Here is a 16082-nt window from a genome sequence, read left to right on the forward strand (position 1 = left end):
TTAACCCTTTTAAATTTTTAAAATCTTAATCTGCTATAATCCTTAAAAATAAATTTACAACAGGAAAGATCATGACTAGAATTTTAATGATAGAAGATGATATGGAGCTTGCTGAAATTTTAACCGAATATCTAGAAAACTATGATGTTGAAGTGGTGACTGCTGAAGAGCCATATATCGGACTTTCTACGCTAAATACAAGTAAATTTGACCTAGTTATACTAGATCTTACATTGCCTGGTATGGATGGATTAGAAGTTTGTAAAGAGATCAGGAAAAATCACAATATTCCTATTATCATATCAAGTGCAAGGCATGATATAACAGATAAGGTAAATGCTCTTGATAACGGCGCTGATGACTATTTACCAAAGCCATATGACCCACAAGAGCTTTTAGCTCGTATCAAAAGTCATCTAAGAAGGCAGAGTATCACCCCAGCAAATGAGGCGAGAAATTTAAATAAAGACTTGGTTTTAAAAGAGTTTGAGCGTGAAATTTTATTCAAAGGAAATGTGCTAAATTTAACTGCCGCAGAATACGATATCTTAAAATATCTACTTTTAAAAGAGGGTGGAGCAGTTACTAGAGAGGAGCTTATCTATAACTGTGAAAGCATAAATGAAGATAGCTCAAACAAAAGTATAGATGTTATCATTGGTAGGATTCGCCAAAAACTAAATGAAAATCCAAAAGAGCCAAAATATATCCATGCGATCCGTGGTATCGGCTACAAATTGGTTCTTTAATGCCAAGATCGTCTATTTTTATAACCATAACTTTTATCTTTGCTCTTGCGCTCGTTTCGATATTTCTAGCTTTTTTGTGGCTTATGGGCTTTGATAAGCAAAACTATACAAGAGAGCTAAACAACAAATACTCAAACGTTGCTAGGACAAATTTGTTTTATATGGGTGGCATCATAAATAAAACTCAGTATGACCGCCAGCTTTCAAACATTGATATGCCAGAGATCAAAGATGAGAAGAAAAAAGATGAAATTTTAAAGCAAGCAACCGTTTTAGAAGAAATTTCAAGCGATCTAGGCTCAAGTGCGATCTTGCTTTATGATAAGCATCATTACTTAAGGATTGAGCATTTAGATGAGCTAAAGCTTTTAATGGATAAAGAATTTCAACCTTACAGATACGAGGTGATAAAGGCTGTCTTTCTGGTGGTTGCGGTTATTTTGCTAGGTGCTTACATTTTTGTCATCTATAAAATAAAACCGCTTAGAAAACTAAAGCGTCAGATCGTAAAATTTGCAAATGGTGAGCTTGAGGGTGTGCAAAATGTCGGCAATGGCAAGGATGAAATTTCTGAAGTTTCAGAGGCATTTTATGAGGCAGTTTGTCAGATCAAGGCACTTAATGACTCAAGGCATCTTTTTTTAAGAAATATAATGCACGAGCTAAAAACCCCTATCACAAAAGGCCTAATAGCTGCTCAAATGATAGAAAAAAGTAAAAATCAAGAGAGGCTGATCTCTGTCTTTCACAAGCTTGAAAATTTGATAAACGAGCTTGCAGCAATAGAACAGATAACATCAAAAATAGGGCTTAGTAATAAAACGCCATGTTTTATGAGGGATCTCATCGATGAGGCAATCGATATAGCGATGGTCGAAAAAGAGTGTGTTGGTGTCAGTGAGCTTGATGAGGTTAGAGTGCTTGTTGATTTCAAGCTATTTTCAGTTGCTATAAAAAATATGATAGACAATGGCATAAAATATTCAACTGATAAGCACGTAAATATCGTTGTTAGCAAGGATCATATGAAATTTATAACTCAAGGCGAGAAGCTAAAAAATGATCTTGACTTTTATATCCAGCCATTTATCAAAGGAGAGGATACGCAAAAGAGTTTTGGCCTAGGTTTATATATAGTTAGCAATATACTTGATGCTCATGGACTCAAATTCAGATACGAATATAAAAATGGAATGAATGTCTTTGTTTTTGAAAATTTACAAGATATAATAGTGACTTAAATAAAACATAATAAACAAAAGAGGGCTAAAAATGGCAGCAAAAATTTTCTCACCAGTTGATATCTTATCAATAATAGATCTTGAAATAGCTTTTATAAATCGTTATAAAAATGTAAAAGATTATGCAAAAAATTTATCTTTGATATATTTTTCTTTGCCAAGTACTAAAGAGTATAGTGAACTATTTGAAAAATTTTTAAGACAAACTGATGTTGTTGTAAGAGAGAATGAACATTATGTGGTCGTGCTTCATGGAACAAATGAAAGAGGAGCTAGCGAACTATTATCAGGTATTCAAGAGTTTTTAAACGCTGAGCCAATTGATTTGATAGTAAGCTATCCAAAAGACGGAAGAAACGCTAAAGAGCTTACTACTAAGCTTCAAGATGAGATAAAAGACAATTATGGCGTATTGCTTGAAATGCTTTCAAATCAAGAAAGATTTGAAGCTTTTGAAAGTATGATTTAATATAATTTTGTGGAGTTTATTTGGAGAATTTACTACTATTTTTTGCAGTTTTGCTTATAACTAGCATTCTTTTAAGTAAGATCTCTGATAAATTTGGAATTCCATCTTTAATAATATTTTTAGGTGTTGGTATGCTAGCTGGCTCAGACGGCTTGCTTGGTGTAAATTTTGATGATCAAATGATCGCTCAAAATGTCGGCATGCTAGCACTTATTTTTATACTTTACGCTGGCGGGCTAGATACTGATTTTGCAGCGATTAAGCCTATTTTTGGTAGAGGTTTAGCGCTTGCTACACTTGGCGTTTTCTTAACCGCGCTAGCCATCGCTCCAGTAGCAAAATATCTGCTTGATTTTACTTGGGCAGAGGCATTTTTGCTAGGTTCCATCATCTCTTCGACAGATGCAGCAGCAGTATTTGCCATACTAAGAGCCAAGAAAATTTCACTTAAAAATAGCATTGCGCCATTGCTTGAACTTGAATCTGGCTCAAACGATCCAATGGCGATATTTCTAACTATGACGATCATTCAAATGATCTCACTAAATACCACGCCGACAGTATCTGAGTGGGCTATTACACTAGTTAAGCAGTTTGGCATAGGTATCGCTATGGGCTATTTATTTGGCGTCACTTTGCCAGCTATCTTTAATAGACTTCGCCTAAAAAGCTGGGGCCTTTATCCAGTTTTTTCTATCGCTTGGATATTGCTTTTATACACACTTTGCTTTAAGGTTGGCGGCAATGGCTATTTGGCTGTTTACATAGCTGGAATTTTTATAAATAAAAAAGAGTTTTCTCATAAGAAAAATTTAGTCGGTTTTCACGATGGCATCGCTTGGACTATGCAAATAGTTGTCTTTTTGACACTTGGTCTTTTGGTAAATCCTTCCGAGCTTCCAGCAACGGCACTAATGGCGCTTGTTTTGGCCTTATGGCTTATGTTTTTTGCAAGGCCACTTGGTGTTTTCGCATCGCTTGCATTTTCAAAATTTAAGATAAATGAGCAAATTTTTATCTCCTGGGTTGGGCTAAGAGGCGTCGTGCCAGTGGTGCTAGCTACCTATGTTTATGTAGATGGCGTGCGTGATGCGGATATGATTTTTAACATTATATTTTTTATGGTTTTGATTTCGATTTTGATACAGGGTATGTCACTTGGCTTTGCGGCTGATAAATTTAAGGTTAAAGAGAGCGAGCAAGAGGATGTTAAGGCAGTAGAAAACTCCCCGATCCTAAGCTACACACTTCGTCAGCATACCATTCACTATGGCTCAAAACTAATTGGCAAAGATTTGGCTCAGCTTGAGCTTCCAACTGAGTTTTTAATCATCCTAATAAAGCGTAAAAACGAGTATCAAAAGCCGACTGGTTCAACAATCTTTGAAGAAAATGATCTGCTACTGATACAATGCGAAAATCAAGTGCTGTATCAAGATACGGTTAAGTATTTGACATATTAAATTTATGCTATTTTACCAATAAAATTTTATAAAACACATGCGGTAAAAAGCGCAACCGTATAACCTCTATAATGGGCGGTAGATTTTTAATTTGAATTTGTCTTGCAGCCAAGTTTAGACAAGGTATTTAAAGTTAGACTAAAATTTAAATTTCTAGCCCAAAATGAGCTAGAAATTTGATTATTCTAAAGCTTGAGCTAGATCAGCGATCAGATCCTCTGCGTTTTCAAGGCCTATGCTAACTCTTATTAGCTCTTTTGTGATGCCGGCTTTGATTAGCTCTTCACTGCTTAGCTGTTGGTGAGTCGTTGAGGCTGGATGCGTGATGAGCGACTTTGTATCGCCGATATTTACCACTATCTTAAATAGTTTTACACGCTCTAACATCTTTTTTGCGCGCTCAAAGCTATCAGTCTCAAAGCAAAATAACCCATTTGCCATGCCATCTTTAAAGTATTTTTGCGCCTTTGCGTGATCTGCGTTGTCAGCAAGCCCTGGATATGCCACGCTTTTTATATGCTTGTGTGAGTTTAAAAATTTAGCTACCTTTAGGGCATTTTGCGAGTGTCTTTCAACTCTAACAGCAAGCGTTTCAAGCCCTTGTATAAGCTGCCAAGAGTTAAACGGAGAGATCACGGCGCCGATGTCGCGCACGATAGCAAGTCTCATTCTTAGCGTATAGATGTCAAAACGATCCGTCATATCAGCGTATACGATGTCGTGATAGCTCGCGTCTGGCACGTTAAAATGCTCATATCGTTTGTTGCCTTTTAGCTTTTCGTTTAGGTGATTTGCACTTACGACCACACCTGCTAGGCTAAGGCCCTGACCACTCATATATTTGCTCGCACTATGCACGCAAACATCGACACCGTGGCGAAGTGGCTGAAAGATGATAGGCGTTGGCACGGTGTTATCAGTGATGCTGATGATGCCATATTTGTTTGCGATTTCTACGATTTTTTCGATATTTGGGATAGAAATTTGCGGATTTGAGAGCGTTTCAAAAAATATAGCCCTAGTTTTATCATCTATCAAACTCTCCAGATCACCAGCTGTATCGCTGTCAAAGACTCTAGCCTCTATGCCAAATCTTTTTAGCGTGTGTGTAAAAAGCACCGTCGTACCGCCGTAAATTTTCTTAGCAATGATGATGTTATCGCCTGCTTGGGCTAAATTTATGATGCTGTAAAACAAAGCTGACTGACCGCTCGCAGTCGCTATCGCAGCGGCTCCGCCCTCAAGTGCGGCGACCCTTTTTTCAAAGATATCTGTCGTTGGATTGCCAAGTCTTGTGTAGATGTGGCCGCCATCTTTTAGATCAAACCTTGCTGCCGCAGTTTCGGCGCTTCCAAAGTCGTAAGCCGTGCTTTGAAAAATAGGCACAGCCATCGTGCCAAAGCCCTCGTGTGTATCGTAGCCTACGTGAATCGCAGCGGTTTCTTGCCTCATTTTTGCTCCTTTTAAGGTAATTTTGGCGTAAATTATACATTAGCAAAGCCAAAATTTAGGGGATAAAATCAATTTTTGATATAATTTGCCAAAAAAAAGGAAAAATTTGAACCAAGTTACGGACAAATTTAAACGTGTAAAATATCTTCGTGCGCTAGAAAAATTTGCAAAATCAGCGATAAATGGGCTAAAAAGAGATGACTTTGACGAGGCTGAATTTCGCCAAAGAGTGGAGAAAAACGCGAAAGTCATCGAAAAAGTCGAAGCTGTCTATCTTGATCAGCCATACTCAAAGGCACTAGAAAATTTTATAAATTTGCTTATCAAAAATGCCCCAAAAGAGGAGCTTTTAAAGGCGGCAAACCTACTTGATAAGCTCAAAAATCAAAAGACATATAAAAAAGAAAAACATAAAAATAAATTTAAGGATGAGGATTGAAAGTAGTTATTTTCGATATGGATGGTACCGTGATCGATAGCGGCGAGGCGATATATAAAACGGTAAATGAAGTAAGAGATGAGCTAAATTTGCCGCCACTTGAAAAAGAATTTATCATAAAAGCGATCAATGAGCCAGGTAGAAATTTACCCCTTGAGTTTTACGGCATCGACACACCAAGCAGGAGCTTAAAAGAGGGCTTTGAAGAGAAATTTAAGAAATTTTACGATGAGTGTGCGACTACATATGAGGGCGTAAAAGAGCTTTTGCAAAAGTGCAAAGAGGCTCATTACAAAGTCGTTTTGGCAAGCAATGCACCACACGATACGCTAGAGAAAATTTTAAAGAAAAATGAAATTTATGAGCTATTTGACGAGGTTATCGGCGCTAGCAAAGAGATACCGCAAAAGCCAGATCCTGCGATGCTTCACCTAGCTGTTAGTAAAACTAAAGCTAACAAGGCGATCTTTGTTGGGGATAGCCTAAAAGACGAGCTAGCGGCTAAAAATGCAAATATGCCTTTCTTGCAAGTTAGCTGGGGATTTGGCGAGGAGAGCAAAACTGCGACCTATAATGCCAAAAATGTTAGCGAGGCGTGGGAGATAATATTAAATTTCTAACTTAGTTTTAATTGGCTATAATCTTAAGAAATTTTCAAAGAAACAGCGATGATAGATATATTTGAGGGCAGTGCGAGAGATAAATTTTATGACATTTTGTTTAACGCAAATGCCGTTTTGGTTAAAAACGAGATAGATAAAATTTTTGAGAAATTTGTGGCTATGAGCGAGCTTTGCGAAAAGCATGGCATTAGCGAGGGCGAGATCAGAAATTTTATAGTCTCAGAGCAAGATAAAGTTTATAACGGGGTAAATGACCTATATATCGAGCTTAGCGGAGAAATTTTAAGCCAAAATGAGTAGAATTTTTGCGCTCATTGCTTTGCTAGCCGCTCTTCTTTTTGCAAAAGAGCCAAATTTCGACCCAAATTCGGTGCATACATTTGAGCTTAAAAAAGATGAGTGGGCGAGGGTCTTTATAACTGAAAAGCGAACTCAAAGGGTTGAAACGTTTGACTTTCGCTGGACGCTATTTGATAGTACAAATATCACCGTGCAAAGCTTTTTTAGGCGCTATCCAAGGCAGATGGTCTTTTCGCTAAGACAAGGACAAAACACCTACATGCAGCGAGTTTTGCCTGATTTTATGATGCCGCCAAACGAGAGTGTGAGCCTTTATATATCATTTATTGATTTTAAGGATAAAAAGGCGCATTTTAGGGTGGCGCTGCTAGATGAGAGCAAGCGTGTGGATGTGGGTTTTAGAGATCCGCACGAGGATAAATAGAAGGATAAAAATGGATAAAATCGATGAAATAATGGGTAAATTTATAAGCGAGCTTGGCTATAAAGAGGCGTTTGAGATGTTTTTAAAGATAAGCTCAGGCAAGAAGCTGCGCTCAAAACTTCTTTTAAAGATCGCAGGAGAGAGCGAAATTTCGCTTAAGCTTTGCGCTATCATCGAGCTCATCCACCTTGCAAGCTTACTGCACGACGACGTCATAGACGAGGCAAACATAAGACGAGGCAAGCCAAGTATAAACGCACTTTTTGGCAGTAAAAACTCAGTAATGCTAGGTGACATCCTCTACTCAAAGGCATTTTTTGAACTAACTAAATTTGAGCCAAGCATCGCAGCTGTCGTTTCAGATGCAGTTAGCAAGCTAAGCATCGGTGAGATGATGGATGTAAAAATGGCTGAAAATTTTAATGAAAACGAGCAAGAATATTTAAAGATGATTTATTATAAAACAGCTGTTTTGATAGAAGCCACGGCTATTTGCGGGGCAAAGCTAGCTAGCAAGGATAGCGAGAAATTTGGAATTTATGGCAAAAATTTAGGTATTGCATTTCAGATCGTTGATGATATATTAGACATAACTCAAGATGAAAAAACGCTTGGCAAACCAGCATTAAACGACTTTGTCGAGGGCAAAACGACACTTCCTTACATTTATCTTTATAAGAGCTTAGACGAAGCTGGTAAGACAAAGCTTAGATCGCTTTGGGCAAAGAAGCTAAACGTGAGTGAAATTTCATGGCTAAAAGAAAATTTTGATAAAACTAGCTCGGTTAGCAAAGCTATAAGCGAGGCAAAAAGGCTTGGGACTGAAGCGATAGAAGCGATAAGAGAGTATAAAAACGCCGAGCTTGAAGGGATCATAAAAAGCATGATAGATAGGGAATTTTAATGCACTATTTAGATATAAGTTTTACATATAAAAATACTGATATTTCAGTTAGAGAAAAGCTTGCATTTGATAGCGATGAGAAAAAAGAGCAAATTTTAAAACTACTAAGATCAAACAAAAGTATAAACGAATGTATGGTTTTAAATACATGCAACCGCGTCGAGATAATTGCAAGCGTTAGTGATCTAGAAAGTGCAACGACGCATGCATTTAGGTGTATGTCTGTATTTTCAGGTGTTTTTGAAGATGAGCTTTATGAAAGGGCTGATATTTATGAAGATAGCGGAGCCGTGCACCACCTCTTTGCCGTGGCAAGCTCACTTGATAGCCTAGTCGTCGGCGAAACACAGATCGTTGGCCAGTTAAAGAATGCCTTTAAATTTGCTTACGATAGCTCAGCTTGCGGCGAACAAATCAGTAAAATCATCCACTATGCATGTAAATGCGCTGCTAAAGTCAGAAACGAAACTCAAATTTCTAAAAACCCGATCTCTGTTTCAAGCGTTGCTGTGGCAAAAGCAAAAGAAATTTTTGGTACGCTTGAAGGCAAAACCGCTATCGTCGTAGGAGCTGGCGAAATGGGCGAGCTAGCAGCAAAGCACCTCATATCAAGCGGTGCAAATGTCATCATCGTAAATAGAAGCTCTGAGCGTGTTGAGCAGCTAGTTGATAGTCTAGGAGATAACGCTAGCTGGGATAGCATTTTAAAATTAAAAGAGTATGTAAATAATTACGATCTAATATTTTCAAGCACCGCAGCCCCACACGCTATCATCACAAACGCCATAATCGAACCAAGAGAATTTCATAGATACTTTTTTGATATTGCCGTACCAAGGGATATTGATCTTATAAATACGGAATTTATTAGCGTCTATACGGTCGATAGTTTAGAGGAGATAGTAAGGAAAAATTTAGCCCTAAGAGAGGAGCAAGCACAAAAGGCTTATTCGATCGTAGGTCAAGGCACAAGCGAATTTTTAAAAATTTTAAAAGAAGATATGAGCGTTCCACTCATAAAATCGATCCGCAAACAAGCTGAAATTTGCGCTAAAAACGAGCTAGAAAAAGCGATAAAAAAAGGCTATTTAAAGCATAGTGATTATGAGGAGGCACAAAAGCTCATTCATCAAGTTTTTAAAGCATTTTTGCACCAGCCAACGATGAAGCTAAAAGGGCTTGCGGATGAGGAGAGAGCGAGTGAGCTTTCAAATGGAGTTAAATTTTTATTTGACATACAAGATGAACAAAATTTTCAAGCAGGAGATATAGATGAAATTTAGTAAATTTTACGCCCCAACGACCAAAGAAGCACCAAAAGACGCATCTTTGCCAAGTCATCAGTTTTTGATCAGGGGTGGATTTGTCGAGCAATTTGGCTCCGGACTTTACAACTATCTGCCGCTTGGAAAGATCATGCACGATAAAATTTCACATGTGGTAAAAGAGGAGATGGACGAGGCTGGCGCGCTAGAGGTAAGCTTTAGCGTGGTTACTTCAAGCGAGCTTTGGAAACAAAGTGGCCGCTACAATGTCTTTGGCAAGGAGCTTTTACGCTTTAAAGATAGAAAAGAAAATGACTTTGTACTAAGCCCAACAAACGAAGAGGCAGCCGTTGCCTTGGTGCGTGGTAAGGTTACTAGCTATAAGCAGCTGCCATTAAATTTATATCAGATAAATACTAAATTTCGTGACGAGGCAAGACCACGCTTTGGCTTACTAAGAGGGCGTGAATTTACTATGAAAGATGGCTATAGCTTTCACTCGAGCAAAGAGGATCTAAAGCGTGAGTTTGACCTTATGGAGGCAACTTATAGTAAAATTTTCACTCGTTTGGGGCTAAATTTTAGAGCCGTTGAGGCTGATAGTGGAGCTATCGGGGGTAGCGGCAGTAAAGAATTTATGGTGCTTGCAAGTAATGGCGAAGATGACATCCTTTGCTGTGAGGCTTGCAAATACGCTGCAAATATAGAGGCTGCTAGAAGAAAAGCAAGAACAACCGATGCTGAGGCACCAGAGGCTGACGCGGCTAAATTTAAAACGCCAGATACAAAGACTATAAAAGGTGTGGCTGAGTTTTTCAAAGTTAGCGAGTTTTACTGCATAAAAGCCGTTATAAAAAAAGCAATCTACGAGGACAAGGAAGAAGTTGTGGTCTTTTTTGTAAGGGGCGATGACGAGCTTCAAGAAACAAAGGCGCAAAATGCTTGCAAGGCGCTCGAGCTTGTCGATGCTAGCGAAGAAGAGATTATAAAAGCTGGGCTTGTGGCTGGATTTTGCGGACCAGTTGGGCTAAAAGATGTAAAATTTTACATAGACAACGAGCTAAAAGGCGCAAATAATATGATATGTGGTGCCAACGAAAAGGATTACCACTTTGTTGGCGTTAGCGTTAGCGGATTTAACGAAGAGAGATTTAAAGACCTTGTAAAGGTAAAAGAGGGCGATAAATGCCCAGTTTGCGGCGGAAATTTAAAACTTAGCAAAGGCATAGAAGTCGGTCATATCTTTCAGCTAGGCGATAAATATTCAGCTGCGATGAATGCGACATATCTTGATGAAAACGGCAAGGCTAAGCCATTTTTGATGGGCTGCTACGGCATCGGCATCAGTAGGCTGATCGCTGTGATGATAGAGGCTAGCCACGATGAGAAGGGCTGCATCTGGAAAAAAGAGTGCGCGCCATTTGATGTGGAGATCATCATCTCAAATTTAAAAGATGAAGCTGGCGTAAAATTTGCATTTGAGCTTTATGAGAGCCTTAAAAAAGCTGGCGTTAGTGTTATCATCGACGATAGAAACGAGAGATTTGGCGTTAAGATGAATGATTTTGAACTCATCGGCTTCCCTTATGCGTTGCTTGTGGGTAAAGAATTTGCAAATGGCAAGGTCGAGTTTATAACAAGAGATGGTTTAAGCAAAGAAACGATCGACGCAAATGAAGCCTTTAAAAAGATAAAAGAAAGCTTATGAGATTTTTTGCATTTTTGTTTTTTTTGATAGAAGCGATATTTATCTATCTTTTTGTTGATAAATTTGGCTTCTTAAACTATTTTCTCGAGGTGCTTGTTTCTGGATTTGTAGGCATTGCACTTCTTTTAAATGCTGGATTTTCTAGCTTAAATTCGCCTCAAGTGGCGTTTAAAAGCTTTCTTGGTGGAAATTTATTTAGCCAGCTAGGGCTTAGCTTTGGCGGAATGCTTTTGTTTCTGCCAGGAATTTTAACAGATGTTTTTGGTATAGCCGTAGTCGTTTTTTCTTTGATATTTAAGAAAAATGTAGCGAAAAATGAGAGCTATCAGGAGTTTAAATTTCAAAACTTTAGCGAGCAGGGCAGTAAAAAAGATGATGGCGAGATCATCGACGTTGAGGTCGTTGAAGAGCCAAAAAGAGTAAATTAGGAGTGATGATGAAAGAGATAAAAATAGCAACTAGAAAGAGTATCTTAGCGCTTTGGCAAAGCGAGCATATCAAGGCTAGGATCGAGGCGCAGCACAAGGGCATGAAGGTCGTGCTTGAGGGCATGAAGACAAAGGGTGACGTGATCCTTGACACACCACTAGCTAAGATCGGAGGTAAGGGGCTTTTTACAAAAGAGCTTGAAGATAGCATGCTAAAAGGCGAGACCGATATCGCGGTACATAGCCTAAAAGACGTGCCTGTCGTATTTCCAGAAGGGCTTAAACTAGCGGTCATTTGCTCACGCGAGGATACTAGAGATGCGATGATAAGTGAGAAATTTGCTAAATTTAGCGACCTACCGAACGGTGCAAAGGTTGGCACAACGAGCCTGCGCCGCAAGATGCAGCTACTTATCATGAGGCCTGATCTTGAGATCATCTCGCTTAGAGGTAATGTGCAAACTAGACTTAGAAAGCTAAAAGAGGGCGAATTTGACGCGATAATTTTGGCGATGGCTGGCATAAACCGCCTAAATTTAAAGGCTGAAGTGGCGCACATCTACACATTTGGCTTTGACGAGATGATACCTGCGATGGGTCAGGGCGCTCTTGGTGTCGAGGCTAGAGATGAGAAGCAAATTTTAGATGAGATCTCTTTTTTAAATGATGAAAATGCAGTCATAGAAACGACTATAGAGCGTGACTTTGTAAGCGTTTTGGAGGGTGGCTGCCAAGTGCCAATAGGCATAAGCGCAAGGCTAAAAGGAGATGAAATTTCTATCGATGCGATCGTTGGCCTATCTGATGGAAGCGAGTTTATAAAAGATAGCTTAAAAACCAGTAAGGATAAATTTCAAAGTGTCGGCAAGGAGCTAGCGCATAAATTTATAGAAAAAGGGGCGAGAGAGCTGCTAAAACGTGCCGAGGAGATGGTGTAGTGTATATCTCTGAAAATAAGGAGTAATTTATGCAAATAGATATAAAAAATATAGGGTTAATAAAAAATGCTTCTATAAATCTTAATGGATTAACTATTATAGCTGGTGAAAATGATAGTGGAAAAAGTACAATAGGAAAGATTTTATTTTCAATAGTAAAGGCTGTTAGTAGACACAAGGAGGAGTTTGAAGAAGATAGAGAAAATAATATTAGAAACATAGTAGAAAACATATATTTTATATTAAGGCGTGAAACTAATTTTGAAGAAAATATCAAAATAAGAGAGTTGTTTTATCCAACATATTTTCTTGATGATATAAATTCGAGAGGTGTCGATGCAGTAAACGATAGAATACGTGAAGTTGAAAAAGATAACACTAAAAAATTAATGTATGACTTACTTATTAAATTAGCTAGTGTTTTATTGCAAGAAGATAATATAATTGAGAATATTAAGCGTGCCTTTAAAAAAATAATTTATTCTGAATTTTTAGATGATGTTATTAATAGAAAAAGTAAAGAAGCAAATATTGTAATAACTGAGAATGCAAATAGTATATTAGAGATAAAAATGTTCAGTAATAGTTTGTGTGATATTTTTGTATATGATGATTTATTTTTTAATGACGCAACAATTATTGAAACTCCAATGATGTTAAATTACCAAGAAAGCATATATAAAGCAAGAACTTTTTTTGAACCTAGAAACAGGGCTGAAATGTTGAGAAGATTAGGAACTGCCAATATTCAATTACACACAAAGGATCTTGATATGAAATTAAGAGAATCTATTTATGGTGGTGATCCAAGCAACAACAATATAAGTAGTATTATAAAAGGAAAAATAAACTATAATCGCAATAGTAGAGAATTTGAATTTGCAAAAAAAAATAATGATATTTATAAAATTCTCAATGTTGCTAGTGGAATTAAAGCTTTTGGCATTTTACAAATGCTTATCAACGGTAATTTTATGGATAGTCGAAGTTTGCTGATTATTGACGAGCCAGAAGTGCATTTGCACCCTAAATGGCAACTCGAGTATGTTAAAGTAATAGTTGAAATTTGTAAAATTTATGATTCTAAAGTTATCATAACTACTCATAGCCCTTATATAGTTGATGCTTTTGAAACATATTCTAAAGAAAATACGGAATTTTACACCTCAATAAGAAATGAAGACGGTAGCTATAATATTGAAAAGGTAGATAATATGGATATTATATATAAAAAGCTACATGAGCCTTTTTTAAAGCTAGAAAAAGACTCTTTGAGAGATTTTGAATGGTAGCCAATATAAAACAAATATTTAATAATAATTTTTTTAAAGAATTAAATAATGTTAGTGATGGTATATGCAACGACAATGGCAAACAATATTTAAAATTTGATAGTTTTGTAAAATCATTGCAATATCATGGGGATACGGTATGTTCTTGCGATACGATACTTTTTAATTGTATTCAAGAGCATATTATTTTTGTTGAATTTAAGGATATGAATTGTGTAAATAGTTTAGATGATTTAAAAGTTTGGATGAATAAAAAAGAGGATAATTTGTGTTTAAAGATTGCAGAAACACTGCTAGTTTTTATGCATGAGATTAGACAACATGGTCTTTACTGTAATGATTTTGTAGATTTATCTAAAAGCTTCTTTTATGTATACAAGTCTGATAGTTATAAAAAGGCAATTAAAGACCATATTGGCAACAAGTTATCAAGATATAATTTTATTTTCAAGAATACTAACACTTTAGATGCCTCAATTTTTGAAAGTTTTTTACAAAAACATAATTTGTAGAAGTAGGTTTTAATGGACTACATCAAGCTTTTAAAAGAAAATAATCTACTTCGTGTTATCGACGAGCCAACAGATATTGATCTTGAGATCGCGCATGCAAGCTATATCGAGGTCAAGCGCGAGGGTTCGCAAGCGCTACTTTTTAAAAACCCAGTTTGCAAAAAAACTGGGCGTAAATTTGCCCCAGTGCTTACAAATATCTATGGCTCAAAACGCGCGCTTGAGCTTATCTTTGGGCTAAATCCTGATGAGATCGCAGCCGAGATAGAAAAGCTTTTAAAGCCCAGAAAACCTCGTAATTTCAAAGAAAAGCTTGATTTTTTAGCCTATCTTTTTAATATGAGAAAAATTTTTACTAAGAGATTAAAAGGTGAGGGTGAGTGCCAGCAGGTGAAATTTATAGGTGAGGATGCTGATTTGCTATCGCTTCCGGCGCTAAAGACATGGCCGCATGACGGAGGTGCTTTTATCACTATGGGCCAGGTTTATACGCAAAGCTTGGATGGAAATTTGCAAAATTTAGGCATGTACCGCCTACAAATTTATGATAAAAATCGCCTTGGCATGCACTGGCAGATCCACAAAGACGGTGCAAATTTCTTTCACGAGTACAAGCGTGCAGGCAAAAAAATGCCAGTCTCTATAGCCATTGGCGGCGATCCGCTTTATATTTGGTGCGGACAAGCGCCGCTTCCAAAGGGAGTTTTTGAACTTTTGCTTTATGGCTTTATCCGTAAAGAGCCAGCCAAACTTGTAAAATCCTTAACGAATGAAATTTACGTTCCGCACGATGCGGACTACGTGATAGAAGGTTTCATGGATACGGCTAAGTGCGAGCTTGAAGGGCCATTTGGCGATCACACTGGCTTTTATACACCTATCGAGCCTTTCCCAGTGATGGATGTAACGGCGATAACTAGCAAGCGTAAACCAGTATTTCACGCGACTGTGGTTGGAAAGCCGCCACTTGAGGATAAATATATGGGCTGGGCGACTGAGCGGGTTTTTTTGCCGCTTTTGCGAACGACCGTGCCTGAGCTTTTAGACTACAATATGCCTGAAAATGGTGTTTTTCACAACCTAATCTTAGCCAAGATAAATACGCTTTATCCAGCTCATGCAAAGCAGGCCATGCACGCATTTTGGGGCGTTGGGCAGATGAGCTTTGTAAAACATGCTATTTTTGTTGGAGCCGATGCGCCTGAGCTTAAAGATTATGATGAATTTACTAGCTTTGTTTTAAATCGTTTTGGTAGCCAAAGTGTGCTAATAAGCCAAGGTGTGTGCGATCAGCTTGATCATGCTAGTCCAAATTCGTGTTTTGGTGGCAAACTCGGCGTAGATGCAACGCAGGACTTTTGTAAATTTAACCCTATGGTTTTAAGCGACAGTGAGCTTTTAGCTAAGTTTCAAAGTATATCGCCAAATGTAAAAGAGCTTAAGCAGTTTAAAACGGATACTAAAACGCCTATTTGTGTGGTGAAATTTGAAAAAGATTATGTGGTAAAAGAGCTTTTTGACAAGCTTTTGACATTTAGAGAATTTTTTAAACTCCTTATCGTTGTGGATATGCAAAATCATCTTGAAAACCCATATATGCTACTTTGGCGTGTGACAAATAATATCGATGCGTTGCGTGATATTTTCATAGATGGTGAAAATTTCTGCGTAGATGCCACTAGCAAAGATGAGCGTGAGGGATATACACGTGGCTGGCCGCTACAAACGGATTGTGACCGTGAAGTAGTTGCTGATCTAGTTAAGCGCGGCATAGTAAAAGATGAGCCAGAGTTATTTAAAAAATTTGAAATATTTGGCTAGCTTTAAGGTACTCAAGTAAATTTATAAATTTTGCTTTTTGCTGTGGATTTGAAA

17 protein-coding genes are annotated in these 16082 nt (G+C 37.7%); 16 read left to right on the plus strand and 1 reads right to left on the minus strand.

Annotated features, from left to right (window positions below; genetic code table 11):
* Positions 1-71 precede the first annotated feature (71 nt).
* From CVT15_RS03815 to CVT15_RS03830, 4 genes are read left to right on the plus strand one after another with little or no spacing between them, the layout of a single operon-like run.
* Positions 72-749: a response regulator transcription factor gene (locus CVT15_RS03815; protein ID WP_103576816.1), complete on the plus strand. Its 678-nt coding sequence runs from the start codon at positions 72-74 to the stop codon at positions 747-749.
* Positions 749-1990, plus strand: a complete 1242-nt coding sequence (locus tag CVT15_RS03820) for an ArsS family sensor histidine kinase (protein WP_107897961.1) — start codon at positions 749-751, stop codon at positions 1988-1990. The genes CVT15_RS03815 and CVT15_RS03820 overlap by 1 nt, the downstream gene beginning before the upstream one ends.
* 31 nt (positions 1991-2021) lie before the next feature.
* Positions 2022-2459: a pyridoxal-5'-phosphate-dependent protein gene (locus CVT15_RS03825; protein WP_107897960.1), complete on the plus strand. Its 438-nt coding sequence runs from the start codon at positions 2022-2024 to the stop codon at positions 2457-2459.
* Between the two features lie 20 nt (positions 2460-2479).
* A complete protein-coding gene (locus tag CVT15_RS03830) occupies positions 2480-3922 on the plus strand; it encodes a potassium/proton antiporter (protein WP_107897959.1) in 1443 nt (480 codons plus the stop codon).
* A 180-nt stretch (positions 3923-4102) separates the two neighbouring features.
* Here the strand turns inward: CVT15_RS03830 and CVT15_RS03835 are convergent, their stop codons facing one another.
* Positions 4103-5374, minus strand: a complete 1272-nt coding sequence (locus tag CVT15_RS03835; protein ID WP_103576819.1) for an O-acetylhomoserine aminocarboxypropyltransferase/cysteine synthase family protein — start codon at positions 5372-5374, stop codon at positions 4103-4105.
* A gap of 106 nt (positions 5375-5480) precedes the next feature.
* Here CVT15_RS03835 and CVT15_RS03840 point away from each other — a divergent pair, with 106 nt between their 5' ends.
* Genes CVT15_RS03840 through CVT15_RS03895 form a run of 12 tightly spaced genes read left to right on the plus strand, consistent with a single transcriptional unit; the run spans position 5481 to position 16028 of the window.
* Entirely contained in the window at positions 5481-5813 is a 333-nt protein-coding gene (locus CVT15_RS03840) for a hypothetical protein (protein WP_072594946.1), read from the plus strand.
* The gene (locus CVT15_RS03845; protein ID WP_103576820.1) at positions 5810-6433 is read left to right on the plus strand and encodes an HAD family hydrolase; all 624 of its coding nucleotides are present in this window, start codon (positions 5810-5812) and stop codon (positions 6431-6433) included. The genes CVT15_RS03840 and CVT15_RS03845 overlap by 4 nt, the downstream gene beginning before the upstream one ends.
* Positions 6434-6481: 48 nt before the next feature.
* Positions 6482-6736 carry a DUF2018 family protein gene (locus CVT15_RS03850; RefSeq protein ID WP_103576821.1) on the plus strand — a complete coding sequence of 85 codons (255 nt, stop codon included), beginning with the start codon at positions 6482-6484 and terminating at the stop codon, positions 6734-6736.
* Positions 6729-7160 (plus strand): hypothetical protein, encoded by a 432-nt coding sequence (locus CVT15_RS03855; protein ID WP_103576822.1) that lies wholly within the window; start codon positions 6729-6731, stop codon positions 7158-7160. Before CVT15_RS03850 ends, CVT15_RS03855 begins: the two co-directional genes overlap by 8 nt.
* Before the next feature lie 10 nt (positions 7161-7170).
* Entirely contained in the window at positions 7171-8064 is an 894-nt protein-coding gene (locus CVT15_RS03860) for a polyprenyl synthetase family protein (RefSeq protein ID WP_103576823.1), read from the plus strand.
* Positions 8064-9347, plus strand: a complete 1284-nt coding sequence (gene hemA / locus CVT15_RS03865) for a glutamyl-tRNA reductase (RefSeq protein ID WP_103576824.1) — start codon at positions 8064-8066, stop codon at positions 9345-9347. The genes CVT15_RS03860 and hemA overlap by 1 nt, the downstream gene beginning before the upstream one ends.
* Positions 9337-11037: a proline--tRNA ligase gene (locus CVT15_RS03870; RefSeq protein WP_103576825.1), complete on the plus strand. Its 1701-nt coding sequence runs from the start codon at positions 9337-9339 to the stop codon at positions 11035-11037. The genes hemA and CVT15_RS03870 overlap by 11 nt, the downstream gene beginning before the upstream one ends.
* Positions 11034-11465, plus strand: a complete 432-nt coding sequence (locus tag CVT15_RS03875; protein WP_103576826.1) for an FxsA family protein — start codon at positions 11034-11036, stop codon at positions 11463-11465. Before CVT15_RS03870 ends, CVT15_RS03875 begins: the two co-directional genes overlap by 4 nt.
* Positions 11466-11473: 8 nt before the next feature.
* Positions 11474-12403 carry a hydroxymethylbilane synthase gene (hemC, locus tag CVT15_RS03880; RefSeq protein ID WP_103576827.1) on the plus strand — a complete coding sequence of 310 codons (930 nt, stop codon included), beginning with the start codon at positions 11474-11476 and terminating at the stop codon, positions 12401-12403.
* Positions 12404-12432: 29 nt separating this feature from the next.
* On the plus strand, positions 12433-13695 hold the full coding sequence (locus tag CVT15_RS03885; RefSeq protein WP_107897958.1) for an AAA family ATPase: 1263 nt from the start codon (positions 12433-12435) through the stop codon (positions 13693-13695).
* On the plus strand, positions 13689-14207 hold the full coding sequence (locus tag CVT15_RS03890) for a hypothetical protein (protein ID WP_087585778.1): 519 nt from the start codon (positions 13689-13691) through the stop codon (positions 14205-14207). The genes CVT15_RS03885 and CVT15_RS03890 overlap by 7 nt, the downstream gene beginning before the upstream one ends.
* 12 nt (positions 14208-14219) lie before the next feature.
* Positions 14220-16028 (plus strand): menaquinone biosynthesis decarboxylase, encoded by a 1809-nt coding sequence (locus tag CVT15_RS03895; protein ID WP_107897957.1) that lies wholly within the window; start codon positions 14220-14222, stop codon positions 16026-16028.
* The last annotated feature ends 54 nt before the right edge of the window (positions 16029-16082 follow it).

The organism is Campylobacter concisus, assembly GCF_003048595.2.
GTDB lineage: Bacteria > Campylobacterota > Campylobacteria > Campylobacterales > Campylobacteraceae > Campylobacter_A > Campylobacter_A concisus_L.